The sequence below is a fragment of the Rhizobium sp. 16-488-2b genome (genome assembly GCF_017741815.1).
Taxonomy (GTDB): domain Bacteria; phylum Pseudomonadota; class Alphaproteobacteria; order Rhizobiales; family Rhizobiaceae; genus Rhizobium.
Map to the genome: position 1 here is coordinate 221,972 of NZ_JAGHMF010000036.1, position 24,626 is coordinate 246,597.

General features: G+C 61.8%; 25 protein-coding genes. 11 read left to right on the forward strand and 14 right to left on the reverse strand.

All coding sequences use genetic code 11. The features are described from left to right. Positions 1-35: 35 nt before the first annotated feature. The 5 genes from J5286_RS27560 to J5286_RS27580 all read left to right on the forward strand — a co-directional run bounded on the left by J5286_RS27560 (position 36) and on the right by J5286_RS27580 (position 5,648). Positions 36-1,610 carry a Re/Si-specific NAD(P)(+) transhydrogenase subunit alpha gene (locus tag J5286_RS27560; protein ID WP_209193378.1) on the forward strand — a complete coding sequence of 525 codons (1,575 nt, stop codon included), beginning with the start codon at positions 36-38 and terminating at the stop codon, positions 1,608-1,610. Between the two features lie 30 nt (positions 1,611-1,640). Further along, the gene (locus J5286_RS27565; RefSeq protein ID WP_209193166.1) at positions 1,641-3,074 is read left to right on the forward strand and encodes an NAD(P)(+) transhydrogenase (Re/Si-specific) subunit beta; all 1,434 of its coding nucleotides are present in this window, start codon (positions 1,641-1,643) and stop codon (positions 3,072-3,074) included. Positions 3,075-3,241: 167 nt separating this feature from the next. Next, complete coding sequence (locus tag J5286_RS27570; RefSeq protein ID WP_209193167.1) at positions 3,242-3,544, forward strand: BA14K family protein; 303 nt, start codon at positions 3,242-3,244, stop codon at positions 3,542-3,544. A gap of 92 nt (positions 3,545-3,636) precedes the next feature. Next, complete coding sequence (locus J5286_RS27575; protein ID WP_209193379.1) at positions 3,637-5,031, forward strand: sensor histidine kinase; 1,395 nt, start codon at positions 3,637-3,639, stop codon at positions 5,029-5,031. Further along, positions 5,028-5,648 (forward strand): response regulator, encoded by a 621-nt coding sequence (locus J5286_RS27580; protein WP_209193168.1) that lies wholly within the window; start codon positions 5,028-5,030, stop codon positions 5,646-5,648. The genes J5286_RS27575 and J5286_RS27580 overlap by 4 nt, the downstream gene beginning before the upstream one ends. Positions 5,649-5,651: 3 nt before the next feature. Here J5286_RS27580 and J5286_RS27585 read toward each other — a convergent pair whose 3' ends face one another. The 8 genes from J5286_RS27585 to J5286_RS27620 all read right to left on the reverse strand — a co-directional run bounded on the left by J5286_RS27585 (position 5,652) and on the right by J5286_RS27620 (position 10,682). Next, a complete protein-coding gene (locus J5286_RS27585; RefSeq protein WP_209193380.1) occupies positions 5,652-6,194 on the reverse strand; it encodes a hypothetical protein in 543 nt (180 codons plus the stop codon). 79 nt (positions 6,195-6,273) lie between these two features. Further along, a complete protein-coding gene (locus tag J5286_RS27590; RefSeq protein WP_209193169.1) occupies positions 6,274-6,561 on the reverse strand; it encodes a hypothetical protein in 288 nt (95 codons plus the stop codon). A gap of 12 nt (positions 6,562-6,573) precedes the next feature. Continuing rightward, positions 6,574-6,984, reverse strand: a complete 411-nt coding sequence (locus J5286_RS27595; RefSeq protein ID WP_209193170.1) for a response regulator — start codon at positions 6,982-6,984, stop codon at positions 6,574-6,576. Between the two features lie 8 nt (positions 6,985-6,992). Next, complete coding sequence (locus J5286_RS27600) at positions 6,993-7,310, reverse strand: hypothetical protein (protein WP_111564997.1); 318 nt, start codon at positions 7,308-7,310, stop codon at positions 6,993-6,995. An 80-nt stretch (positions 7,311-7,390) separates the two neighbouring features. After that, positions 7,391-7,987: a BA14K family protein gene (locus J5286_RS27605; protein ID WP_209193171.1), complete on the reverse strand. Its 597-nt coding sequence runs from the start codon at positions 7,985-7,987 to the stop codon at positions 7,391-7,393. 111 nt (positions 7,988-8,098) lie between these two features. Then, positions 8,099-8,497: a DUF1236 domain-containing protein gene (locus J5286_RS27610; RefSeq protein ID WP_111564995.1), complete on the reverse strand. Its 399-nt coding sequence runs from the start codon at positions 8,495-8,497 to the stop codon at positions 8,099-8,101. 161 nt (positions 8,498-8,658) lie between these two features. Beyond that, positions 8,659-9,396 carry a hypothetical protein gene (locus J5286_RS27615; RefSeq protein ID WP_209193172.1) on the reverse strand — a complete coding sequence of 246 codons (738 nt, stop codon included), beginning with the start codon at positions 9,394-9,396 and terminating at the stop codon, positions 8,659-8,661. 206 nt (positions 9,397-9,602) lie between these two features. Continuing rightward, positions 9,603-10,682, reverse strand: a complete 1,080-nt coding sequence (locus J5286_RS27620) for a LacI family DNA-binding transcriptional regulator (protein ID WP_209193173.1) — start codon at positions 10,680-10,682, stop codon at positions 9,603-9,605. Between the two features lie 234 nt (positions 10,683-10,916). On the opposite strand from J5286_RS27620, the gene J5286_RS27625 reads away from it, so the two are divergent. From J5286_RS27625 to J5286_RS27650, 6 genes are all read left to right on the forward strand, one after another. Further along, entirely contained in the window at positions 10,917-11,870 is a 954-nt protein-coding gene (locus J5286_RS27625) for a sugar phosphate isomerase/epimerase family protein (RefSeq protein ID WP_209193174.1), read from the forward strand. Between the two features lie 52 nt (positions 11,871-11,922). Then, positions 11,923-13,152, forward strand: coding sequence for an ABC transporter substrate-binding protein (locus tag J5286_RS27630; protein WP_209193175.1), 1,230 nt, complete (start codon positions 11,923-11,925; stop codon positions 13,150-13,152). Between the two features lie 76 nt (positions 13,153-13,228). Next, the gene (locus J5286_RS27635) at positions 13,229-14,119 is read left to right on the forward strand and encodes a carbohydrate ABC transporter permease (RefSeq protein WP_209193176.1); all 891 of its coding nucleotides are present in this window, start codon (positions 13,229-13,231) and stop codon (positions 14,117-14,119) included. Beyond that, positions 14,116-14,997, forward strand: a complete 882-nt coding sequence (locus J5286_RS27640; protein WP_209193177.1) for a carbohydrate ABC transporter permease — start codon at positions 14,116-14,118, stop codon at positions 14,995-14,997. The genes J5286_RS27635 and J5286_RS27640 overlap by 4 nt, the downstream gene beginning before the upstream one ends. Positions 14,998-15,003: 6 nt before the next feature. Further along, on the forward strand, positions 15,004-16,083 hold the full coding sequence (locus J5286_RS27645; RefSeq protein WP_209193178.1) for an ABC transporter ATP-binding protein: 1,080 nt from the start codon (positions 15,004-15,006) through the stop codon (positions 16,081-16,083). A 67-nt stretch (positions 16,084-16,150) separates the two neighbouring features. Then, entirely contained in the window at positions 16,151-17,809 is a 1,659-nt protein-coding gene (locus J5286_RS27650) for a GMC oxidoreductase (RefSeq protein ID WP_209193179.1), read from the forward strand. A 70-nt stretch (positions 17,810-17,879) separates the two neighbouring features. Here J5286_RS27650 and J5286_RS27655 read toward each other — a convergent pair whose 3' ends face one another. The 6 genes from J5286_RS27655 to J5286_RS27680 all read right to left on the reverse strand — a co-directional run bounded on the left by J5286_RS27655 (position 17,880) and on the right by J5286_RS27680 (position 24,592). Further along, positions 17,880-18,719 carry an HpcH/HpaI aldolase/citrate lyase family protein gene (locus tag J5286_RS27655; protein ID WP_209193180.1) on the reverse strand — a complete coding sequence of 280 codons (840 nt, stop codon included), beginning with the start codon at positions 18,717-18,719 and terminating at the stop codon, positions 17,880-17,882. Next, positions 18,716-19,168 (reverse strand): MaoC family dehydratase, encoded by a 453-nt coding sequence (locus tag J5286_RS27660; protein WP_209193181.1) that lies wholly within the window; start codon positions 19,166-19,168, stop codon positions 18,716-18,718. Before J5286_RS27660 ends, J5286_RS27655 begins: the two co-directional genes overlap by 4 nt. Then, positions 19,168-21,024, reverse strand: a complete 1,857-nt coding sequence (locus tag J5286_RS27665; protein ID WP_209193182.1) for an acetyl/propionyl/methylcrotonyl-CoA carboxylase subunit alpha — start codon at positions 21,022-21,024, stop codon at positions 19,168-19,170. Before J5286_RS27665 ends, J5286_RS27660 begins: the two co-directional genes overlap by 1 nt. A 26-nt stretch (positions 21,025-21,050) precedes the next feature. Further along, complete coding sequence (locus tag J5286_RS27670) at positions 21,051-22,646, reverse strand: carboxyl transferase domain-containing protein (protein WP_209193183.1); 1,596 nt, start codon at positions 22,644-22,646, stop codon at positions 21,051-21,053. After that, the gene (locus J5286_RS27675) at positions 22,646-23,809 is read right to left on the reverse strand and encodes an isovaleryl-CoA dehydrogenase (RefSeq protein WP_209193184.1); all 1,164 of its coding nucleotides are present in this window, start codon (positions 23,807-23,809) and stop codon (positions 22,646-22,648) included. Before J5286_RS27675 ends, J5286_RS27670 begins: the two co-directional genes overlap by 1 nt. Positions 23,810-23,914: 105 nt before the next feature. Then, a complete protein-coding gene (locus tag J5286_RS27680) occupies positions 23,915-24,592 on the reverse strand; it encodes a gamma-glutamylcyclotransferase (protein WP_209193381.1) in 678 nt (225 codons plus the stop codon). Positions 24,593-24,626: the final 34 nt, after the last annotated feature.

The window sequence follows — 24,626 nt, forward strand, 5'->3', positions numbered from 1 at the left end:
TTCGATCGGCCATTGGGGATAAAACAAAGATGACAGTGAAAATCGGCAGCCCGAAGGAGCTATTCTCTGGCGAAAGTCGGGTGGCATTGACGCCGGCTTCGGCTGAGCAACTGCAGAAATTGGGTTATAGCTGTCTGATCGAGACAGGTGCTGGGGTCGGAGCGGGCTTTTCCGACGACGCCTATCGCGCAGCAGGCGTTGAGATCGCGCCGACAGCCGAAGCGCTGTGGTCTTCGGCCGACGTCATGGTCAAGGTTCGTCCCCCAACGGATGCCGAGGCGCGTCTGCTTTCGAGCGGCAAGACACTGATCTCCTTCTTCTATCCCGGCCAGAACGCCGCTCTGCTGGAAGAGGTGAAGGCGACCGGCGCCAACGTCATCGCCATGGACATGGTGCCGCGCATCAGCCGCGCGCAGAAGATGGACGCCCTGTCGTCGATGGCCAACATCGCCGGCTATCGCGCCGTCATCGAAGCCGGCAACAATTTCGGCCGCTTCTTTACCGGTCAGGTGACGGCCGCCGGCAAGGTGCCGCCTGCCAAGGTGCTCGTCATTGGCGCCGGCGTTGCCGGTCTCGCCGCCATCGGCACCGCGACCTCGCTCGGCGCCATCACCTATGCCTTCGACGTTCGCCCCGAAGTGGCCGAACAGATCGAATCCATGGGCGCCGAATTCGTCTTCCTTGATTTCAAGGAGAGCCAGCAGGACGGCGCCGCAACCGGTGGCTATGCAGCCCCGTCGTCGCCGGAGTTCCGCGAGAAGCAGCTGGAGAAGTTCCGCGAGCTGGCGCCCGAGATCGACATCGTCATCACCACGGCACTGATCCCCGGCCGCGATGCGCCGAAGCTGTGGCTGGCCGACATGGTGGCGCTGATGAAGCCGGGTTCGGTCATCGTCGACCTCGCGGCGGAGCGTGGCGGCAACTGTGACCTGACGGTCGCCGACCAAAAGATCGTCTCCGACAACGGCGTGATCGTTGTCGGCTATACCGACTTCCCGAGCCGTATGGCCGCGCAGTCTTCGACGCTCTACGCCACCAACATCCGCCACATGATGACGGACCTGACGCCTGCCAAGGATGGCAAGCTCGTCCACAACATGGAAGATGACGTCATCCGTGGCGCAACCGTCGCCTTCGAAGGCGCGGTGACCTATCCGCCACCGCCGCCGAAAATCCAGGCGATCGCCGCCCAGAAGCCAAGGGAAAAGACCAAGGAACCGACGGCTGAGGAAAAGCGCGCGCGCGAGGCAGCCGCCTTCAAGGCGCAGACCAAGAGCCAGGGCTTCCTGCTTCTGATCGGCACCGCGCTGCTGCTCCTGGTCGGCGCCTATGCCCCGGCAAGCTTCATGAACCATTTCGTGGTCTTCATGCTCGCCTGCTTCATCGGCTTCCAGGTGATCTGGAACGTCTCACATTCGCTGCATACGCCGCTGATGGCAGTGACCAACGCGATCTCGGGCATCGTCATTCTCGGCGCGCTGCTGCAGATCGGTTCGGGCAATTGGCTGGTCGTCATCCTCGCCGCTTTGTCGGTGCTGGTCGCGACGATCAACATCGTCGGCGGCTTTCTTGTCACGCGGCGCATGCTCGCCATGTTCCAGAAGTCCTGATCGGGCCAGGGATATCAAGGGATTTTCAATATGACGATTGGTATCGTTTCGGCCGCCTATATCTCTGCGGCTGTGCTTTTCATCCTCTCGCTCGGCGGCCTGTCGGGCCAGGAAAGCGCCAAGCGCGCCGCCTGGTACGGCATCGTGGGCATGGCGCTCGCCATTGTCGCGACCATTTTCGGCCCCGGTGTCAGCAACTGGTTCATCATTCTTCCGATGATCGTGGCCGGCTCCATCGCCGGCTATTACGTGGCCAACCGCGTGCAGATGACGGAGATGCCCCAGCTCGTGGCGGCGCTCCACTCCTTCGTCGGCCTCGCCGCCGTCTTTATTGGCTATAATGCCCATATCGAGGCATGGCGCGTTTCCGGCATGGATGAGGCGGCGCGCGCCGCGCTCGATGGTTTCGCCGGCATTCTCGCCCACAAGACCCCGGTCGAGCTTGCGATCATGAAAGTCGAGGTGTTCCTCGGCGTCTTCATCGGTGCGATCACCTTCACCGGCTCGGTCGTTGCCTTCGGTAAGCTGGCCGGCAAAGTCGACGGCAAGGCGAAGAAGCTGCCGGGCGGGCATTTCCTCAATGCCGCCGCCGCGATCCTGTCGCTGATCCTGCTCCTGATGTACGCCAACGATGCTGGCGTCTGGACGCTGATCCTGATGACGCTGCTCGCCTTCTTCATCGGCTACCACCTAATCATGGGCATCGGCGGCGCCGACATGCCGGTCGTGGTCTCGATGCTGAACAGCTATTCCGGCTGGGCGGCCGCCGCCATCGGCTTCACGCTCGGCAACGATCTCCTGATCGTCACCGGCGCGCTGGTCGGCTCCTCGGGCGCGATCTTATCCTACATCATGTGCAAGGCGATGAACCGCTCCTTCGTCTCCGTCATCCTCGGCGGCTTCGGCGGCACCACGGGTCCCGCGATGGAAATCGAAGGCGAGCAGATCGCCATCGATGCCGAGGGCGTCGCATCCGCGCTCAACGATGCCGATAGCGTCGTCATCGTGCCCGGCTACGGCATGGCCGTTGCGCAGGCGCAGCAAGCTGTTTCCGAGCTCACCCGCAAACTTCGCGCCGCCGGCAAGACCGTGCGCTTCGCGATCCATCCGGTCGCCGGTCGTCTGCCCGGTCACATGAACGTGCTGCTCGCCGAAGCGAAGGTCCCTTATGACATTGTGCTCGAAATGGACGAGATCAACGACGACTTCCCCGAGACCGACGTCGTCATCGTCATCGGCTCGAACGACATCGTCAATCCGGCCGCCCAGGAAGACCCGAACTCGCCGATCGCAGGCATGCCGGTTCTCGAAGTCTGGAAGGCCAAGCAGGTGTTCGTCTCCAAGCGCGGACAGGGCACCGGTTATTCCGGCATCGAGAACCCGCTGTTCTACAAGGAGAACACCCGCATGTTCTACGGCGATGCGAAGAAGTCGGTGACAGAGCTCGTCTCTCAGATCCAATAGTCTATCCAAGAAGCCAGCGGGCGGCTTAGTCGTCCGCTGGCAGAATAGCAGCAAGACCACAAAGAACGTTACCTGGTAACCCGTACGTGTTTCCCGGCTAGACAGGCCCCACGGAACAAAAGTTAACGCCTATCGTTGTTTCCCCGAGATATATTCCGGAGGCGGCGATGGCCATGACCTTTAAAATAGTAGCACCGTTTTTCGCGACCGTTGTTTTGGTCGCTTCGTCCGTCGGAACGGCCCACGCCTTCAGCATGGCCGGCGCCGCCGAAGGGATGAAGGCTCGCTCGCAAGGTGCCGTTGCCGCCTATACGCAAGAAGGCGCCGTTGGGGATGGCGACAATTCCGTCCTGTCGCCCGCCGAAATCAGCCATATCCGCTGGTGCGCCGAGCGCTATCTCTCCTACCACGCGACCGACAACACCTATGAGAGCTCTGCCGGCAAGCGCTCGGCCTGTGTTTCCCCTTAAGCCTATTCCACACGGGCGCTCGGCATGATGCGCGCCTGGAAAAGTTCTGTATGAGCGATAGGTATCGGGGACCTCGTTACAACTGGTTGATCATGAACTGGATTTCCCGCTGGACGGCCCGCTCTCTCGCGCTGCGATTTGTCGTAGTCGGCGGGCTTGTTAGTTTGGCGGCCATGTTCATCGTTGGCTATCTCGTGTCGAAGGTCATCGAGGATGCCGTGATCCACAATTCCGGCGCCGCGACCGCCCTTTATGTCGATAGTGTCGTTGCTCCGCTCCTTCCCGACATGCAGAAGGCTGCACCGCTCGACGAGGCGAGCGCGCTGGCGCTCGATGAGACGCTTGGGCAAGGAGCGCTTGGACGGCGATTGGTGTCGTTCAAGCTGTGGCGCGGCGACGGGACAATTCTCTACTCCAACGACAAGGCACTCGTGGGCAAACAGTTCACTGTCAACGACAAGCTTCGCCAGGCATTCGCCGGAACGCTGGTTGCGCGCTATGAGCTCGCTGACGACCCCGAGAGTACCACCGAGCGTTCGCTCGGCAAGCCCTTGATGGAGATCTATAACCCCGTGCTCCAGCCCTGGTCGGGCCAAGCCGTTGCGGTTCTCGAATTTTACGAGACGGCCGAAGGGCTGGGTGAAAGCCTGACGCGGGCGAGATTGTGGGGCTGGTTTGGCGTCGCAGGTCTCACATCCGTATTCTTCGCCGTCCTGTCAGGACTGGTTTTTCGCGGGAGCCGAACGATCGAGGACCAGCAAAGGGATCTCGCCAAACGCGTTGCAGAACTCTCCGCATTGCTTGCCGAAAACAAGGGGCTGCAGGGTAGGCTCCAGCGTGCATCCCAGCGTGCTGCATCCTTGAACGAGACCTACCTGCGCAGCATCGGCGCCGATCTCCACGACGGTCCGGCGCAGCACATCGCCTACGCGTCGCTGCGGCTGGACAGCGAATTGCTGATCAGCGCGGAAACGCTGCCCGACGAGCGTGAGAAGGAGCTCACCTGGATCCGCTCCAGCCTCGCCGAGGCGATGACCGAGATCCGGGATATCTGCAAGGGACTGGTGCTTCCGGAGATCGAAAAGGCTTCATTTGCCGAAATCGTCAACCGCGTCACCGAGGCCCACCAAATGAGAACCGATACGACCGTCAACACGGTGATCGAGCAGGACGGCTCGGAGCCTGTGGCGGCGGTCAAGATCTGTATCTACCGGTTCATTCAGGAAGCCTTGAACAACGCCCATCGCCACGGCGGCGGCATCCAGCAAGCCGTTTGGGCCACCCTTCATCGCGGGCATGTTACGATTGAGGTCAGTGATCGCGGCGAAGGCTTCAACCCGAACCATGTGAGGCCATCGAGCCTCGGGCTTGTCGGGCTCCGCGAGCGGGTCGATAGTCTTGGCGGCACGTTCGAAGTGAAGACCGGGGACAAGGGCACGATCCTGACGATGACCTTCGAACCGATGGAAACGGGAGAGCAGAGATGACGTCCATTACGGTTGGGATCGTGGATGACCATCCATTGTTTCGCGAAGGCGTGACGCGCAGCCTTTCCGAGATCAAGGACTTCCTGGTTGTGGGAGAGGGTGCCACCAGCGACGACGCGGCGATGATCGCGGCCGACCAACATCCCGATGTCATGCTGGTCGATGTCTCGATGCCGGGCGGTGGCTTGAGCGCGATAGGCGAGATCCTGCAGCACAGCCCATCGACGAAGGTGCTGATGCTGACTGCTTCCGAGGAGATCGACACGCTCTTGGGCGCCCTTCAAAGAGGCGCGATGGGATATGTTCTCAAAGGTGTTGGCTCCAGGGGGCTAGCGGAGGCGATCAGGACCATCCTCAAGGGAACCCGCTATGTGTCTCCAGCGATGTCCGCGAAGGTGGTCGACGTATCACTGGACAAGGACCCATCCAAGAACAGCCTGACGCCGCGCGAACGCGAGGTGATGGATTTGGTGGGAGAAGGCCTGTCCAACAAGCATATCGGACTGCGGCTTGATCTGCAGGAAAAGACCGTCAAGCATCACATGACGCAGATCCTGACGAAACTGGGCGTTTCCAATCGAACCGAGGCTGCCCTGCGCTGGCGCGGCCGAGGTTAGAGTCTACGGAACAAACTGGTTCAGCCGGCGAACATCAGTGGCTGTCGCCTGCCTGTCCACGATCGTCCGGCCTTTCGAATCCCGCATGATGTAGCGGCCGCGACGCAGCGTTTCTGTTATGCCGTTGCGGTGGCGGACATCGACACTTCCGTCAGAACTTTCGCTCGCCTGAGCGCCTGAGGCTGATGATGCGGAGTTAGACGACGGCGACGAACCGCCGGCCTTGGCAGAGTTGCCGCTTGCGCCGGTGCCTCCGTTGCTTTTTCCATTTCCACCAGCATTGCTGGAGCTGTTGCCGGCGTTGCCCGAGCCGTTTCCATTGCCGGCGCCGTTGCCGCTCCCATTGCTGGAACCGTTTCCATTATTGCCGCCGTTGCCATTTCCGCCGCCATTGCCGTTGCCGTTATTGCCGTCCTTCGCATGCGCGGCATTCGTCGTCGGCGCCGGAAACGGCCCGAAGCTCAGCGTCAGTGGCATCGCAGAGATAACAAGGGCGACCGTCGCCCCGCATCCCAATCTCACCAGGCAGCGCCTTGAAAGCATGATTGCGCCCTTTCCAGCCTTATGCGCTTGTCTACGCAGATGACGGCGCATGGATCTGCGCTGCGCCGATCTTTCGCGTCGTTCATTTGACCTCTGGGCGATCGGTCCGCTGTTTGTGGCGAAATTCGACCACCTGCCGCATCTGCGCCAGGCGAAGCTCAAGTGCGGTCCGATCCATCGATGGGGCAAGCTTGGCGAGTTCATCAGCCAGAATGTCCATCTCCCGGAGGAAGAACAGCAGGTCGAAGCCACGTTCGAGTTCGGTGGCCATGTCGTTGGCACTAGGCGAACCGCTCCGCAACGACGCCCGCTCCGCCAACATGATCTCGGCGACCGCATCGCCGGCGTGCCTAGCTCGAATGTTTGTCACGATGTGCTCCTGTCAGTGCTTTTGCGGTTTCGACGTGGCATTTCCCACGCCGTCTTGTGCATTCTGTTGCCGCGCACGGCGGCTGCGCCACGCCGCGGCCTGGCGCAAGCCATCAACCACGCTCGGTGCACTTGGTGGTTTGAAGACGACGTGTACGCCGTCCCGGTCGCCAACAAGATCAGGATTGCCTGTCAGGTAGACGATGCCGACGTTGAAATGTTCGACCAGTTGCTTAGCGATTTCCGGCCCTGTCAGCCCATCGGCGAGGCGCACGTCCAGAATTGCGATATCAGCCTCCGGTGCCAGCTCCATCGCTTCGGCCGTGTTTCGGGCAATCCCCGCGATCTCGAAGCCTTCGGCCATCGCGATGTCTTCCACCATCAGCGCGAAAGCCGGCTCATCCTCGACAATCAGAACACGCATTGTTGCTCCTAATGTATCGTCGGCGACAGGTGGCGAAGGTCGGGGTCCGGTGCGTCAAAGATTCCCAAGAGCTTCTCGAACTCGATCAGCACCAACTGAAATTCCACATCATCCATGGCGGCGATCTGGATAAGCTCCGAAGACGCTCGTGCGATGAGCGTGTCGAGCCAGATACACTTGTCCGCTCGGATACGCCCCAGCACGTCCTTCCTGATATCGCGCAACTCGGACAAAATGCGAGACACCAGTTCGATGCGCTCATCGTGACCCATCCACTGCAAGCCGTTGCGGGCTTGCCGGATCTCAGCTGTCATCTTTGACGGCATCACCCGCCCTCCTGTCGTATCGAGGAAGCTAACCACGATGACCCCGCCGGTAACACGGGCTTTGGTCCCAGATGGGCCGACTATTCGTTTGCGGCGACCGTCTGGGCTTCAGTCGGCGACGTGCACTTCATGCGGGGGCCATCGTAGGGCTGATAGGTGTTGTCTTCCGCACGATAGGATTTGTAGCGATTGGCGCACCAGATTGCCGCGTTCGCCAATGGGGCGGCGACAGCAGGCGTCGTAGAGGACACAACGTCACCACTCTTCTCCGATGAGGGCTGGCAGACGCGAACTTGGCCCTGGAATGAACGATAGGTGTTCGTCGCAGGATCAAACGACCGGTAGTGCGACGCACACCAATTCAGATGTTCGGCCGACATTTCGCTCGATGGCGGCGGGATATCGGCGACCACAGGCGCGGCCGCGGCCGGTCGCTTGGCGGCAACCCTCCGGCTGTCGGCCATCGCATATGTCGAAAGTGCGGGAGGCAACCGCTCATAGGTTTGAAGCGCGGGATCGACACGCGTGGGCTCTGTCGTCCAGAGATCGGCGTCCCTCAGACCGCGCAAGCCGTGCTCCGTGTTCTCCGCCATGCCGATCGAGGCCACGGATGCGGCGAGCGTAACCGTGCCCACGACCGTGGCTATTCCAAACGCAACGCTTGCGAGCCCGTTCATTGTCGTCATCCGTTGTTGTTGTGTGGGGACATTCGCCTGCCGTCATATCGTCGGCGCCGGATCGATGGGTCAGGCGGCACGGCATGCGCCAAGCCGCCCAACCGAGCGCGATCAATTGATGACCTGGATCACCTTGCGGGACGAAGGTTCGATGATGACCCGCTCGTTGTTGACGATCGCGTAGCCGTATTTCGGGTTTTCGGGAACCGGCGTGACCACTACGGTCTCTGGCAAGGCATGACCGACGACGACCTTTTCCTGCACCACGACAGGGGCTGCCGGAGCCGGCGCTTCGCGAACATAGGTGACGACTTTTGCCGGCGGCGGATCGATGATGGTACCGACCACGGCGCCCGTGACGCCGCCAACAGCCGCACCGACGGGACCACCGACGATAGCGCCGGTAACGGCTCCGCCTGCCGCGCCATTAACGGTCCCCGACTGCGCCATGGCGACGCCGGACATTAGGGTGATGGCTGCGATCGCAGTCGCTGCAAGTTTGAAAGACATTTTAATCTCCTCTTCTTTGCGACGCTCTGTCGCTGGGAGACAAACGGCTGTAATTGCTGCAGGTTCCGGGGTCGGACCTCAGTCGGAGACACGTCAGACCTTGGTCTGATGTGTTTTGAAGATGCGGTGTTGGGAGCCTGAAATGAGATCAGGCAGCGCGGCTAAAGACCGTTGCTCAGCACCCGCTGGCATGCGGGCGACAGACGCGCGAAGTTATCTCTCAGGCAGTTGATACCGCGGCCGCCACCGAGCGGTACAGAGTGGCAAAGCGCCCGGAAATCCGGCCCGCAGGTGCGGCGCACGACGACGAGTTCCTCGCGCGGTGTGAAAGACGCTGTCGGGGTCGCGACCGCCGCCGCGCCGCCGGCCGGCGGTTTGGCAGGGTTGGTCGCTTGGGTTGGCCCACCTCCACCAATCGCGCCGACCGCAGCCTGGCATGATGGCGAGAGCGTTGCGCTGTGTTGCTGCAGACAGGCAAGTGCCTGCACTCCCCCGGGCGTTACGCCCGAGCACTGCGTCATGAAGTCGGATCGGCAGGACGATTTGACCGCATCGCGCTGCGCGGAGGTCGGCTGTTTTGGCGCGGCGGCGGCCGTCGTTGTCGGCGGTGTCACATCCGATTGAGGAGGGCTTTCGTTCGAACTCTTCTTCGGCCCGTCAAGGTTCGAGATCGCTTCGCGACACGGTTTTGAGAGTGAAGCATTGTGCTGCTGAAGGCAGCTCAAGGCCTCCATGCCCCCAGGCGTCACACCGGAGCATTGCGCGATGAAATCCGATCTGCAGGCGGATCGAACGGCATTGCGCTGCGCATCCGTTGGCTGTTGCGCCTGCGCCCCCGCAGCAAAACAAAGCACCGAAAACAGCCCGACGATGAAGATATTCGTCGTGGGCGCGATCAAGCTCACATCTGAACGTGCGATGAGAAAAGACTTTAACCTTCGCATTGCTCCCTCCCTCCCAGGAACAAAGACATGCTATGGCGCTTAAGCGTGAGAAGCGGCCCCGACCCTCAACACGGTCCCGCCGACATTATATTAGCAGTATTTAATGTTAATGAAAATATAGCTTCTGGTTCGCAGTGTCCGGCACAAGCTTCGGCCGGGCGCTACCTATCGGATTGCCTGTTCACCCCAATACTATCGCGTCGAATGAACCTGCTCGGAATGACAACACGCGTGTCTCGTGGCTCTTCCGATTTCTCCATTCGAGCGATCAGAAACTCGGTGGCCGCCTCACCAAGCGCCTCCATGGGCTGCTCGATGGTCGATAGAGGCGGCGCGCAATATTCGCAGACCGGTGACCCGTCGAATGAGACGATCGACAGATCATCAGGCACGATCCATCCCATTTTCTGCACCTTGCTCATGAACGAGATCGCCATGTCGTCGCTCGTCGCCACGACGGCCGTCGGTTTTACGGGGAAGCTTGCGAATTCCGCCGCGGCCTGCAGTCCCGTCTCAAATCCGAACTGGAATGACAGGTCACCGCCCGAGCGCGTCACGTTTTCCTCGGAGAGGCCTGCTTCCTGCAAGGCTTCGACAAGGCCGGCATAGCGTTCGACGTCATGGTAGTTCCCGGTCGGACCGGCAATGTAGAAGAAGCGTCGGTGCCCAAGCGCCAGCAGCTCGCGCGCCGCTTCCTTCACGGCCTGGCGATCATTCGTGATGATACTGGGCACGCTCGTTTCGCTCATGTCTAGAAGCAGCGACACGATCGGCAACCCGGCTTCGGCAAGCGACCTGTTGGCAACAACAGGAAGCTGCGATGAAAGGATGAGCGCGCCCCTCACCGTGCCGCCGAAGGCAAGATCGAGGATGTGCCGCTCGGAGCTCTCGTCGCGATCGAGGTTGGCGATCATCAGATTGTAGCCGTTGCGGATGACGGAGCGGTTCACCGCCTCCAGCACCTGAGGAATGATCTGCGATGCGCCGTAATGCAGCGATCCCGGCAGAATGATCATGATCACATTCGACTTGCCGACCCTCAGATTGCGGGCAGCCGCATTGGGGGTGTAACCAAGCTCCTCGGCGGCGGCAGCGATGCGCGCGCGCGTCTTTTCGTTGACGCGGCCGGGGTTAGCCAGCGCCCGGCTCACGGTCGAAATGGCAACGCCGGCAAGGCGTGCCACATCCGCCATCAGAGCGGACGATCCCTCTGTGGATGAATTGTCTTCCGTTTTCTTCATTCATTCCATCCACTTAATCTCAGCGCCAGGCAAAGCCGCCGCATCTCCGAAGACCCTTATAGCAAACGTTTGCCAAAAAATCGAAGAAAGCCATTGCATCTTCTATCGCCTTGTCTAATATCAAGGCATGGCAAACGTTTGCCAATCGTCAAAATATTGAATTACCAGAATAAATTTTGCCGTGAAAGCTTTCTTTCGCGACGGGTTGCCTGTGCTCATCGGAGGAATTGAACAATGGCGTCGAGTGATAATCTGCGTTTCGGTGTGGATCTGGTTACATTCTTCCATCCGGGATTCTGGGGCGTCGACAGCTATGATGCGATCATCGATCACGCCAAGTCCGAGCCGCGCAAGTTTTGGGACAAGATCCTCGACAGCATCCAGGCCTCGGGCGTCACCGGCGTAGAGCTGACGTTTTCGCCCTTCAACTGGCAGGACGCCATCAAGACCTACGGCTCGGTCGAAGGTTTCGCCGCCGAACTCTCCAAGCGCGGCCTGCAGCTCGCATCCGGCTTCTTTGCGGAACTGGAGGCATCGGGCGACTTCACAGAAGCGACGGCACAGGACGCCATCATCGCCAAAGCTGAACTCTACGCCGACTTCATCAAGGCTTGCGGCGGCGATGTGATGGTGATCGGAGCGCCGATGCGCCAGACACCGGGTGCCGACCCGGTTCGCTTTCGCGATTTCGAGCAGGCCAGGATCATCGCCGATTTCCTCAACCGGCTGGGCGCGATCCTCTACAAGAAGGGCGTCAAGCTTGCCGTTCACACGGAAGCACACTCGATCTTCGCCGCAGCCCGAGACGTCGACCTGCTGATGCTGCTCACCGACCCCACCTACGTCCACATGTGCCCCGATACGGCCCATATCATTCTCGAAGGCTCGGATCCGATCCAGCTCGTCGATCGCCACCACGAGCGCATGGTCATCGCGCACTGGAAGGACGCGATCGCTAAGATGCCTTCAGACACACCGATCGGCAAAGATATCCACGAGCGTCATCGTCCCTATTTCTGCGGTTTCGGCCTTGGTCGCGTCGATTGGCCGGCCTGGATCCGGCTGCTCCGCGACCGCCAGTTCAGCGGCTGGGCGATCCTCGAGCTCGATGCCGCTCCCGATCCCGTTGGCGATATCGCCAATGGCCTGACCCTCGTGCGGCAGTCTCTACTACCGATCTATCGCTAACCGAACCTGTAACCAACGGCCCCGCAAAGAGGGCCCATGAAGAGGTGGAACCATGAAGAGAATGACAATCTTGCTCGCCGGCACCATCCTGCTCGGCGCCGTCGGCCTCGCCCAGGCCGATGACAAACTGAAGGCCGAGGTCTTTACCTCTTGGACTTCGGGCGGCGAGGGCCGCGCCGTCGACGCGATCAAGAAGGAATTCGAAAAGCGCGGCGGCGTGTGGGAAAGCTCCACCGTGGCAGGCTTCGAAAACGCCAATGCCGCCTTCCAGAACCGCCTCGTCGCCGGCGATCCGCCGACGGCAAAGCAAGTCGTGGTCGGCAAGGACCCGGCCGAGTTCATCGAACAGGGCCTGATGAACCCGATCGACGAGGTGGCTGCCGCCGGCAAATGGAAGGACATGCTTCCGAAAGCGCTTTACGACTACATCTCCTACGACGGCAAGGTTTACCTGACGCCGACGGGCATTCACGGCGAAAGCTGGATGTTCTACTCCAAGGACGCCTTCGCCAAGGCCGGCATCACCGAAGAGCCCAAGGATTGGGACGCCTTCTTCGCCGACATGGACAAGCTGAAGGCCGCCGGCCTGACGCCGATCGCCTGGGGCGGCCAGGCCTGGCAGGAAGTCAAGGTCTTCAACATGGTGCTCCTGTCGCAGGTCGGCATGGACGGCTTCATGAAGATCTATGCCGACAAGGATCAGGCAGCCCTGACCTCCGACGGCGTCAAGAAGTCGCTCGAGATCTTCGGCAAGCTGCGTGGTTATGTTGACGAAGGGTCTCCCGGCCGCAACTGGAACGACGCGACTGCCATGGTCATCACCGGCAAGGCCGGCGTGCAGTTCATGGGTGACTGGGCCAAGGGCGAGTTTACCGCCGCCGGCAAGGTTGCCGACAAGGACTTCGGCTGCGCCATTTCGCCGGCCTCCCCCGGCCTGCTCTACATCTCGGATGCCTTTGGCTACCTGAAGACCAACGATCCGAACCAGGATGCGGCGCAGAAGCTTCTGGCCGAAGTGGTCATGGATCCGGCCGTTCAGGTAGAGTTCTCGCTCAACAAGGGCTCGATCCCCGTGCGCACCGACGTCGACAAGTCCAAGTTCGATGCCTGCACGCAGAAAGGCATGACCTTCCTGTCCGAAGGCAAGATCGTTCCTGAACACGCCATCACCACGACGCCGGAACAGGTCGGCGCGCTGACCGACTTCATCGGCGAATTCTGGGCAAACCCGTCCGCCGATATCGACGCGTCGGCCGCGCAGTTCGCCGCGATCTTCGAGTAACAGATCGGGCAGTTGCCGCCTGCGGCGCACCACCGGCGCAGGCGGCCTTTCGAAACGCTCTAGCAAAGACCTTCAGATGAAACGCAAGAATAACCGCTCGAAGGCGGCGCTGATCGCGCTCATCCCGACCTGGGCCGCGGTGATCGTCGTCTATCTCGGCACCATGGTCTGGTCCGTGACCCTATCGTTCACGAATTCGAGGCTGTTTCCGTCGTGGAACTTCGTCGGCCTGGAGCAATATTCCAAGCTGTTCGCGACGGCGAAATGGCTGATCTCCTTCCAGAACCTGATCATCTTCGGCATTCTTTACGTCTTCGGCTGCCTGTTTCTCGGCTTCCTTCTCGCCGCGGCTCTTGATCGCAAGGTGCGCTTCGAAAGCGCTTTCCGCACGATCTTTCTCTATCCCTACGCCATGTCCTTCGTCGTCACCGGCCTGATCTGGCAGTGGATGATGAACCCGACGCTCGGTGTGCAGGCCAGCGTGCGCGCGCTCGGCTGGGAAAGCTTCACCTTCGACTGGATCATCAACCGCGACCTCGCGATCTATGCCGTGGTCATCGCGGCGCTCTGGCAGGGTGCCGGCCTGGTGATGATCCTCGTTCTTGCCGGCATGCGCGGGATAGACGGCGAGCAATGGCGCGCGGCGCGCATCGACGGCATTCCGGTGTGGCGGACATACGTATCCATCATCCTGCCGCAGATGACGCCGGCCTTCGCCGCTGCCGGCACGCTGCTCTCGATGGGCGTCATCAAGACCTACGATATCGTCGTCGCACTCACCAATGGCGGGCCGGGATCGGCAACCGAGGTGCCGGCGAAATTCATCATGGACAATCTGTTCCAACGCCAGAACCTCGGCCTTGCAACGGCTGCGGCCACCGTTCTGCTGCTCACCGTCCTGATCATCATCGCGCCGTTCCGCTATGCCCAACACATCCGCGCCCGGCGCCAGGCAGGTACGCTATGACGACCCATCCCCGTGGCCCGAAGCCAACGCAATTCACCGTCGCGCGCGTCGGCCTCTACGCCTTCCTGATCTCCGCAGCCCTGTTCTTTGCCGTGCCGCTCTACGTCATGATCGTCACATCGCTAAAGACCATGGACGAAATCCGGCTCGGCCAGATTTTCGCGCTTCCGCTCCATCTCGATTTCACCGCCTGGAAGACCGCCTGGTCCGGCGCCTGCGCCGGCAGCGAATGCGGCGGCGTGCGCATGGGCTTCTGGAATTCCATCAAGATCACCGTCCCGGCCGTCGCCATCTCCGTCTTCTTCGGCGCCATCAACGGTTATGCGCTGTCTTTCTGGCGGCCCAAGGGCGGTCGCGTGATGTTCGGCATGCTGATGGCCGGCGCGCTCGTTCCATACCAAATCTTCCTTTATCCGCTGGTGCGCGGCATGGCGGTCATGGGCTTCTACAACAGCCTCGGCGGCATCATCCTGGTGCACGTGCTGTTCGGCCTGCCACTGGTGACGCTGCTCTTCCGCAACTACTTCGTGACGATCCCAGAAGAACTCTTCAAGGCGGCTCGCGTCGATGGCGCCGACTTCTGGCGGATCTTCATCGAGATCATGCTGCCGATGGCGCTTCCGATGATCGTCGTCGCCTCGATGTTCCAATTCACCGGCATCTGGAACGACTTCCTGCTCGGCGTGGTCTTTGCCGGACGCGACAATCTTCCGATGACCGTACAGCTCAACAACATCGTCAACACGACGATGGGTGAGCGCAACTACAACGTCAACATGGCGGCCACCATCCTCACCGCCATCATTCCGCTTGCCATCTATTTCCTGTCCGGGCGCTGGTTCGTCCGCGGGATCGCGGCCGGCGCCGTCAAGGGGTAACGCTGAATGCAATCCGCTGTTTCAATCAAGGACCTGAAGATCACCTATGGCGACCACACCGTCATAGAGAAGATGTCGCTGGATATCGCCGCCAAGGAATTCCTGGTCCTGCTCGGCCCCTCCGGCTGCGGCAAGTCCACGCTGCTCAACGCCATCGCCGGCCTTGCCGATATCACCGACGGCGAAATCTGGATCTCCGGCAACAACGTCACCTGGGATGAGCCCAAGGATCGCGGCATCGGCATGGTGTTCCAGTCCTACGCGCTTTATCCCCGCATGTCGGTGCGCAAGAACCTCTCCTTCGGCCTGCGCGTCGCCGGTCTGCCGAAAGCCGAGATCGACAGCCGCGTCGAGCGCGCCGCATCGCTGCTACATCTGGAAAAGCTGCTCGATCGCCGCCCGGCCGAGCTCTCCGGCGGCCAGCGCCAGCGTGTCGCGATCGGTCGCGCGCTGGTTCGTGAAGTCGATGTCTTCCTCTTCGACGAGCCGCTGTCGAACCTCGACGCCAAACTGCGCAACGAACTGCGCGTCGAGATCAAGAAGCTGCACCAGCAACTCGGCAACACGATGATCTACGTCACCCACGACCAGGTGGAAGCGCTGACGCTTGCCGATCGCATCGCCATCATGAAGGAAGGCGTGATCCAGCAATTGGGAACCCCGGCGGAAATCTATCATCGCCCCGCCAACCTCTTCGTCGCCGGCTTCATCGGCGCGCCGGCGATGAATTTCATAAGCGGCAAAATCGAACGCGAGGCTGAAAAGCTGCTCTTCAAGGCTGCCGATCTTGTGGTCGATATCTCCAGCTATGCCTTTGCCTCCGAGCCCAAGCCGGGCTCCGCAACCCTTGGCCTTCGTCCCGAACACCTAGCCATCCGGGCGAAGGGCGAAAGCGCCGCAATCACGGCCAGCGTCTCGGTCATCGAGCCCATGGGCTCGGACACCGTCGTCTGGCTCAGCTGGAACGACACGACGCTGTCGTTGCGGGTGATGGGCGATCTCGATCTTCAGCCGGGCGATGAGATCGGCCTAGGGCTCGATCTCTCCAAAGCATCGCTGTTCGGCGAGGACGGTAACCGTCTGTGAGCCCATCTTCGCGGCCCATTCGCGGGCCGCGCCTCCATTTCATTGATGAAGTCAGGTTTTGAACGACATGTCTGAGAAAGTGTATGACGCGCTGGTGATCGGCTCCGGCGCAGCCGGGTCCTTTGCCGCCAAGGAACTGACGGCGAACGGCCTTTCCGTTCTTCTGCTCGAGGCCGGTCCCGAGATCGGCAAGAACGATTTCAACCCCTCCAAGAAGAAGCCGCCGGCGAGCGCCATCAACATCTGGGAGCGCGCTCGCGCCACCATCAAGGGCCAGCCGATCCAGGCGCGCGCCGCCTTCTTCACCGAGCGCTTCAGCCGCTTCTTCGTCAACGACCGCAAGAACCCCTACACCACACCGCGCGGCGAGCCCTTCCTCTGGATCCGCGGCCGCCAGGCCGGCGGTCGCCTGCACAGCTTCGGCCGCGTGCTGAACCGCTGGAGCGACGACGACTTCAAGATCAACAGCCGCACCGGCATCGGCGTCGACTGGCCCGTTTCCTATGACGAGCTCGCGCCCTATTACGCGGAAGCCGAGACCCATCTCGGCCTCTACGGCAACGAAGATCACGTCGCGGCCATGCCCGACGGCGTCTACGCGCATCCGGCCAAGCTCACGCCCGCCGAGCAGCTCTTCAAGAAGACCGTCGAGGGCCAAGCCCCCGAGCGGCACGTCGTGTCCTGGCGCTATATCGCGCCAGATCCCGAGCGCGTACCGCGTCCGCTGCGCGAGGCGCTGGCAAGCGGAAAGCTCACCATCAAGCACAATGCCATCGTGCGTCGCATCACGACGGATGCCGAAACCGGTCGTGCGACCGGCGCGGAGTTCACCGACAAGGTGTCCGGCAGCGTCCAGACGATACGCGCTGAAAACATCATCCTCTGCGCCTCGCCAATCGAAAGCGTGCGCCTGCTGCTAAACTCATCCTCGAAGAAGCATCCGAACGGGCTCGCAAACAGCTCCGGCACGCTCGGCCGGTATTTCATGGACCAGCTGCCCTGCCTCGCCTTCGGCACCTTCCCGCCTTCCAAGGGCTGGTCGCAAGACGATTCCGCGCCGCACGATCCCTTCTACAACCCGTCCGGCGGCATCTTCGTCCCGCGCTTCGATCAGGTGGAGGGCAAGCCGAAACGCGGTGATTTCGCCTTCCAGGGCAGCGTCGGCCGTGCGCCGGCTGGCGACGATCAACCCGCCAACCTCGCCTTCTTCGGTTTCGGGATGATGCTACCCGATGCCGACAACCGCATCACGCTCGACCCCAGCCGCAAGGACGCCTGGGGGATCCCGGTTCCGCACATCCGCTGCGTCATGAACGCGCCCGAGCAGGAGCTGATCCGCAAGCAGGAAAAGACCCTGATCGACATGGTGAAGGGCGCCGGCGGCGACCTCGACTTCATCGGCTCTCCGCTGGGCCTCAAGGAGATGGGCCGAGGCGCGTTTCCGGAAGCAAGCGCGCTCAGCCGCTTCCTGTTCCGCAAATGGTTCAAGAAGACCATGTGCATGGGCGCCGCCATCCACGAAAGCGGTGGCGCGCGCATGGGCGCGTCGCGGGAAACCTCCGTGCTCAACAGCTGGAACCAGAGTTGGGATGTGCCCAACCTGCTGGTCACCGACGCCAGCTCATTCGCAGGCGGCGGGACAACGGGGACCACACTGACGGTCATGGCGCTCACCCTGCGTGCCTGCCGCAAGCTTGCGAAAGATTACCGTGGACAGAAAGCCTGATTGAAGGGAGTTTCACGTCGGCGGCGTTCGGCGGCGGCTCGAAACTGAACGCCGCTTCGTGCGCTAACGCTTACGCTGGTCCCGTTGCAAGCTCCAGTATGCGCCGGGCCTGCCGCAGGTGCGGTGCGTCGATCATCTGGCCATCGAGCTGAAGCACGCCCTTCTCCGGGTTTGCTTCAAATGCCGCGACGATGGCTTGAGCCCTTTCGACTTCGGCTTGCGTCGGCGAGAAGGCCTTGTTGATGACGGGAAGCTGAGAGGGGTGAATCGCCATCATTCCCGTAAAACCATCGCTACGCGCCCGGTGCGCGTAGCGTCGCAGGCCCTCCAGGTCGCCGAGTGCCGGGTAGATGGTCTCGATGACAGCGGCACCGGCGGCGTGACCGGCAAACAGTGTCAGAGAGCGCAGCATTTCATAGGGATGGGTATAGCTGCCATCCTCATTTCGCGACCGTGTTGCACCGATCGCCGCTGGTAGATCCTCCGCCCCCCAGGTCAATCCCAGGATCAGGTGGCGAACGGCCGCGTAGCTTCCGAGTTGAAAGATTGCGGCAGGCGTTTCCGTCGCGATCGGCATGATCGGCACACCGGGGGCCAGAGCAGCCAAGGCCTCGACACTTGTACTGCGCTCGGCCTTCGGCAAGACAAGCGCGTCGGGCCGAGCATCGAGAATGGCCGCGAGATCCTGCTCCAGAAGGCCACTCCCGAGAGCATTGACCCGCACGAAGAGCTTGGCCCGCCGTTCGGCCGATCGCAGGAACGTCGCGATAGCCTCTCTTGCGGCGGGCTTCTCGGTAAGCGCAACAGCATCTTCCAGGTCGAGAATCAGGGCATCAGCGGAAAGCCCGAGCGCCTTCTGCATGCGATCCGGCCGGTCGCCCGGCACAAAGAGCAGTGAGCGCAGCCTCATGCCGACCTCCTCTGTACCAGTGCACTACGCAGGCATCTGCAAACCACTTCGCTGCGCTGATTGATCAACTCGTGCTGGAAGGTGACGATGCCGGCCGTAGGCCTCGATCGGCTCTCTCTCAGATCGGCGACCTCGGTTTCGGCGCGCATCGTATCGCCGATGAAAACAGGCTTCGGCATGACCAGCTTGTCGTAGCCCAGATTGGCAACCAGCGTCCCCATAGTGGTGTCACCGACCGAGAGCCCCACCATCAGCGCGAAGGTGAAGGTGCCGTTGACGAGTATCTGGCCGAATTCGCTGGCCTTCGCCGCTTCCGCATCGATGTGCAGCGGCTGCGGATTGTGGGTCATGGTGGAGAAGAGGAGATTGTCTGTTTCGGTGACCGTGCGACGGATCTCGTGCGAAATCCTCTCACCGATGGTCCAGTCCTCGAAATGACGCCCGGCCATCATTGGTCTCCTTCCAGCTGCATGAGGACACTGCCTTCGACGACCTGTGCCTCGGCAAGGACCTTCATCTCCGAAACGACGCCATCGAACGGCGCGCTGAGCGTCTGCTCCATCTTCATCGCCTCGATGACAGCGAGGGGCTGCCCTCTGGTCACTCGGTCTCCCTTGGCGACCATGAGCGCGATCACCCTGCCCGGCATCGGTGCGACGATCGCGCCATCGGAATGGCCGGCACTCCCGCCCGCATAACCGGCGCGTGGCGGCCCGAAAGGCCAGGCTTCACCATCCAGAAAGAGCACGCCGGCATCGGTCACTGCCGGCTCGCCGCCATAGCGCAGTTCTACCCGATAGGCTGCACCGCCAACCTCGACACCGATCTCCCGCGACGGCGGTGCGTTCATCCTGAATCCGTTTCCCGTCGTCCATATGTCGCCGCCCGGCTTCGGCAGGATCGCCCGCGCTGCCGCTTGCAGCACGCGTTCGCTGGGCTCGGCCGGCGGGATCAGGTCGGCTGCGTGTCTTTCGATGAAGCCGGTGTCGACCGTGCCGGCGCGAAAATCGGGATGATCGAGCGTGCGCGCGAGAAAGGCTGCGTTGGTGCGCACGGGCCAGACCTCGACACCCGCTGCCGCACCGGCCGATCGCCGCGCTGCTTCTTGGCGCGTTGCGCCGTGGGCGATCAGCTTGGCGATCATCGGATCGTAATAGGCGCTGATCTCGTTGCCCTCTTCGACACCGCTGTCGACTCTTACACCCTCGGGAAACTTCAGATGGCTCAGCCGCCCGGTCGAAGGCAGGAAGCCCGTAGACGGGTTTTCGGCGTAGAGCCTCGCCTCCATCGCCCATCCGTTGATCGATAACTGCTCCTGGCGCAGAGGCAGCGGCTCGCCGGATGCGACCAGGATTTGCCACTCCACCAGATCCTGACCGGTGATGGCCTCGGTCACGGGATGTTCTACCTGCAGCCGGGTGTTCATCTCCATGAACCAGATGCGATCGGCGCGAAGCCCTTCGGACGCATCCGCGATGAATTCGATCGTCCCCGCCCCGACATAATCGACCGCGCGCGCTGCCTGAACCGCGGTCTGGCAGACCGCCTCGCGCGTCGACGCATCCATGCCCGGCGCCGGCGCTTCCTCTATGACTTTCTGGTGGCGTCGCTGCAGCGAACAATCGCGCTCGAACAGGTGGACGACATTTCCGTGCGTGTCGCCGAAGACCTGGACTTCGATGTGTCGTGGCGAGAGGATGTATTTCTCCAGCAGCACCCGCTCATCGCCGAAGGCAGCTACGGCTTCGCGGCGGCAGCTGGCGAGCGACGCCGGAAACTCCGCAGCACTATCGACCCGACGCATCCCCTTGCCGCCACCACCGGCGACAGCCTTGATGAGAACAGGATAGCCGATCGCATCCGCCTCGCGCTGCAGCCGCTCGTCCGATTGGTCCTCGCCGAGATAGCCTGGCGTGACCGGGACGCCCGCCGCGATCATCCGCTTCTTGGCTGCATCCTTGAGGCCCATGGCCCGGATGGAGGCCGCGGGCGCGCCGACCCAGATCAGACCGGAGGCCGTGACCCGTTCTGCGAACTCTGCATTTTCGGAGAGAAAGCCGTAGCCCGGATGGATCGCCTTCGCGCCGGTCCGCATCGCGGCCTCGATAATACTGTCGGCACTGAGATAGCTGTCCTTGGCGGGTGCCGGCCCGATGCACACCGCCTCATCCGCCTCGCGAACGAAGGGCATGTCGCCATCGATCTCGGAGTGCACGGCGATCGTGCGGATGCCGAGCCGTTTTGCCGTTCTTATGATCCTCCTCGCGATCTCGCCGCGATTGGCGATCAGCAGGCTGTCTATCACGGTCTCTTCTCTCCCTGCCTTTGCGGCTACATGCGAAACAGGCCGAACTGGGCGCGCTCCGGTATCGGTGCATTGAGCGTCGCCGCGAAGGCCAGACCGAGTACGTCGCGTGTCTGAGCGGGGTCGATGATCCCGTCGTCCCATAGCCGCGCGGTTGCGTAGTAGGAGTTACCCTCGTCCTCGTACTTCTGCCGGATCGGCGCCTTGAAGGCTTCGGCCTCATCAGCGCTCCAGCTCTCGGCATCGCGATGCACTGTTGCCAGAACCGAGGCGGCCTGCTCGCCACCCATGACGGAGATGCGGGCGTTCGGCCATGTGAACAGAAAGCGCGGCTGATAGGCACGGCCGCACATGCCGTAATTGCCCGCGCCGAAGCTGCCGCCGATCAGCACCGTTATCTTCGGCACCGATGCCGTTGCCACCGCTGTCACCAGTTTTGCGCCGTTCTTGGCAATCCCTTCGGCTTCATATTTGCCACCGACCATGAAACCCGAGATATTCTGAAGGAAGAGCAGCGGTATGTGCCGCTGGCAGGCAAGCTCGATGAAATGGGCGCCCTTCAATGCGCTCTCGGAGAAGAGCACGCCATTGTTGGCAAGAATGGCAACGGGGATGCCCCAAATCCGCGCAAAGCCGCAGATCAGCGTGGTGCCGTAGAGTGCCTTGAATTCCTGCAGCTCCGAACCGTCGACGATACGGGCAATGACCTCGCGGACGTCGTAAGGCGTGCGAACGTCTCGCGGAACGATGCCGTAGAGCTCTTTCGGATCGAGTTTTGGCGGCCGCGCCTCGGCCACCTCTATATCCACCCGCTTTGGTCGATTGAGCGTCGCGACGATGTCGCGGACGATCAGAAGCGCGTGCTCGTCGTTTTCAGCGACATGGTCGACGACGCCAGATTTCCGGCCATGCGTATCGGCGCCGCCCAATTCCTCGGCGGATATGATCTCACCCGTTGCCGCCTTGACCAGTGGCGGGCCGGCGAGGAAGATCGTTCCCTGATTGCGCACGATGACGGTTTCATCGGACATCGCCGGCACGTAAGCCCCGCCCGCCGTGCAGCTTCCCATGACGCAGGCGATCTGCGCGATGCCCGCCGCCGACATTTGCGCCTGATTGTAGAAGATGCGCCCGAAGTGATCGCGATCTGGAAAGACCTCGGCCTGATGCGGCAGGTTGGCGCCGCCTGAATCCACCAGATAGATGCAGGGCAGCCGGTTCTCCCAGGCGATTTCCTGCGCCCGCAGATGCTTCTTCACCGTCATCGGAAAATAGGCGCCGCCCTTTACGGTCGGGTCGTGCGCCACGATCATGCATTCGACGCCCGAGACACGGCCGATGCCGGCGATCATGCCCGCGCCGGGCGCCTCGTCGTCATACATGCCATTGGCGGCAAGCTGTCCGATCTCGAGAAACGGCGAGCCGGGATCGAGCAGGCGCTGGACGCGGTCGCGCGGGAGAAGCTTGCCGCGCTCGACATGCCGCTCGCGATGCTTTTCGGAACCGCCTCGGGCTGCCTGCGCCACCTTGGAGCGGAGCGTCTCCACGAGAGCGAGATTGTGCGCTTGATTGGCGACAAAGGTTTGCGAGCTGGGATCGAGCATCGTCTGCAGCTCCGGCATCAGCCCCTCCCCTCAGTGCCGATGACTTCGCGCCCGATGAGCATGCGGCGCACCTCGTTGGTACCGGCGCCGATGTCGAGCAGCTTCGAATCCCGCCAGTACCGCTCCACCGGCCAGTCTTTCGTATATCCGGCGCCGCCCAACGCCTGGACCGCTTGCTCGGCCACTTTGACTGCACTCTCAGACGCGTAGAGAATGGCCCCGGCCGCATCATGCCGCGTCGTCTTGCCGGCGTCGCAGGCTCGCGCCACCGCATAGACGTAGGCGCGGGCGGAATTCAGCGCCACGACCATATCCGCCACCTTCGCCTGGATCAGCTGGAAACTCCCGATCGGGGTTCCGAACTGTTTTCGTTCCCTAATATAGGGAAGCACCACATCCAGACAGGCCTGCATGATGCCGAGCTGAATGCCTGAGAGCACGACCCGCTCATAGTCGAGCCCGGACATCAGCACTTTAACGCCGCCGTTCAGCTGGCCCATGATGCTTTCTTCGGGAACGAAGCAATCATCGAAGACCAGTTCCGCCGTCGGCGAGCCCCGCATGCCGACCTTGTTGATCTTCTGACCGATCGAGAAGCCCGGAAAGCCCTTCTCAACCAGAAAGGCGGTAATGCCTTTCGAGCCACCATCGGGAACGGTCTTGGCATAAACGACCAGCGTGTCGGCGTAAGGCGCGTTGGTGATCCAGAATTTGGTGCCGTTGAGGCGGTAGCCGCCATCGACCCTATCGGCGCGGAGCCGCATCGAGACGACGTCCGAGCCGGCGCCTGCTTCCGACATGGCAAGGCTGCCGACATGCGCGCCCGATATCAGAGATGGAAGGTATCGCTCCTTTTGTCCGGCCGAGCCCCAGCGCGAAATCTGGTTGATGCAGAGATTGGAGTGCGCGCCGTAGGACAGGCCGACCGATGCCGAGGCACGGCTGATTTCCTCGCAGGCGATGACATGTTCGAGATAGCCAAGCCCAAGGCCGCCAGAGTCTTCTGGTACGGTCACGCCATGAAGGCCAAGTGCGCCCATCTCGGGCCAGATCTCGACCGGGAACCAATCTTCCTCGTCTACCCTCGCGGCAAGCGGGGCAATACGATCTGTCGCAAACCGATGCGTCGTCTCACGGATCGCCTCCGCCATTTCGGATAACCCGAAATCCAACTCCAGCATGTCGCCAGTCCTCCCAGACTGCGATCATGCTACCGCGACGAATGCGATTAGTAAAATCGTATCAACGCCATCGCCTTCCTGCGCGTTGCCGGTAAGCACGATGGGCTACGCCTTCTGGCGCGCCAAGATCTCGGTCGCGACCAGCGCCTGCAGGCGCCACAGGTTGCGGTCACGGATGCCCTCGGCTTGAAGATCGACGATCGTGTTGTGCAGATACTCGGCGCAGGAGCCACCCTCACCGCATGCCGTCGCGATCAGCGAAGACGCTTCCGCTGCGGGCAATTGTTTTGTCAGTCCGGCCCGCTTGGTGCTGGCCCAGAATGTCAGGGCTTTTCTGACGCCGCTTTCGGTTCTCACCGGAAGCCACCGCACCATGTCGATCACTTCGCTATACTTGATCTCGCGCGCAACGAGAGCACGCAGATCCTGGTGGCGGCGATCGGTTGAGAGCTCGAAGACGATGCCATCGCACTGGCCGCCACGCTCAAGCGCCATCATCAGGCCGGGCTGATCGCTGGTTGCGCGCCAGCGCTGAATTTTCAGCGAGAACGACCTGTGCCAGCCGTATGCGGTTGCCCGTTCGCGGCTGGCTGGTTCGAACTCCGGGTTCCAGATCAGGGAACCATAGGCAAAGACGAGAAGAGGCTCACCTGCCGCTTCACGTTCGATCCTGTCGACGAGATCGTCAAGCTCAGCTTCCGAAAGCGGCGTCCAGCCCGGTTCCGGTCCATCATCACGGACATCTCGGATGGTCAGGGCAACAAGTTCGGGCGTCAGCTGCATGGTGGTATCGATCTGTATCGGCTCAAGGAAATGG

Bases quoted from the DNA above. Each gene is read 5' to 3' on its own strand.
- J5286_RS27565 (WP_209193166.1), top strand. From the start codon at position 1,641: ATGACGATTGGTATCGTTTCGGCCGCCTATATCTCTGCGGCTGTGCTT.
- J5286_RS27570 (WP_209193167.1), top strand. From the start codon at position 3,242: ATGGCCATGACCTTTAAAATAGTAGCACCGTTTTTCGCGACCGTTGTT.
- J5286_RS27575 (WP_209193379.1), top strand. From the start codon at position 3,637: ATGAACTGGATTTCCCGCTGGACGGCCCGCTCTCTCGCGCTGCGATTT.
- J5286_RS27580 (WP_209193168.1), top strand. From the start codon at position 5,028: ATGACGTCCATTACGGTTGGGATCGTGGATGACCATCCATTGTTTCGC.
- J5286_RS27595 (WP_209193170.1), bottom strand. From the start codon at position 6,984: ATGCGTGTTCTGATTGTCGAGGATGAGCCGGCTTTCGCGCTGATGGTG.
- J5286_RS27600 (WP_111564997.1), bottom strand. From the start codon at position 7,310: ATGCCGTCAAAGATGACAGCTGAGATCCGGCAAGCCCGCAACGGCTTG.
- J5286_RS27605 (WP_209193171.1), bottom strand. From the start codon at position 7,987: ATGAACGGGCTCGCAAGCGTTGCGTTTGGAATAGCCACGGTCGTGGGC.
- J5286_RS27610 (WP_111564995.1), bottom strand. From the start codon at position 8,497: ATGTCTTTCAAACTTGCAGCGACTGCGATCGCAGCCATCACCCTAATG.
- J5286_RS27620 (WP_209193173.1), bottom strand. From the start codon at position 10,682: ATGAAGAAAACGGAAGACAATTCATCCACAGAGGGATCGTCCGCTCTG.
- J5286_RS27625 (WP_209193174.1), top strand. From the start codon at position 10,917: ATGGCGTCGAGTGATAATCTGCGTTTCGGTGTGGATCTGGTTACATTC.
- J5286_RS27630 (WP_209193175.1), top strand. From the start codon at position 11,923: ATGAAGAGAATGACAATCTTGCTCGCCGGCACCATCCTGCTCGGCGCC.
- J5286_RS27635 (WP_209193176.1), top strand. From the start codon at position 13,229: ATGAAACGCAAGAATAACCGCTCGAAGGCGGCGCTGATCGCGCTCATC.
- J5286_RS27640 (WP_209193177.1), top strand. From the start codon at position 14,116: ATGACGACCCATCCCCGTGGCCCGAAGCCAACGCAATTCACCGTCGCG.
- J5286_RS27645 (WP_209193178.1), top strand. From the start codon at position 15,004: ATGCAATCCGCTGTTTCAATCAAGGACCTGAAGATCACCTATGGCGAC.
- J5286_RS27650 (WP_209193179.1), top strand. From the start codon at position 16,151: ATGTCTGAGAAAGTGTATGACGCGCTGGTGATCGGCTCCGGCGCAGCC.
- J5286_RS27655 (WP_209193180.1), bottom strand. From the start codon at position 18,719: ATGAGGCTGCGCTCACTGCTCTTTGTGCCGGGCGACCGGCCGGATCGC.
- J5286_RS27660 (WP_209193181.1), bottom strand. From the start codon at position 19,168: ATGGCCGGGCGTCATTTCGAGGACTGGACCATCGGTGAGAGGATTTCG.
- J5286_RS27670 (WP_209193183.1), bottom strand. From the start codon at position 22,646: ATGCCGGAGCTGCAGACGATGCTCGATCCCAGCTCGCAAACCTTTGTC.
- J5286_RS27675 (WP_209193184.1), bottom strand. From the start codon at position 23,809: ATGCTGGAGTTGGATTTCGGGTTATCCGAAATGGCGGAGGCGATCCGT.
- J5286_RS27680 (WP_209193381.1), bottom strand. From the start codon at position 24,592: ATGCAGCTGACGCCCGAACTTGTTGCCCTGACCATCCGAGATGTCCGT.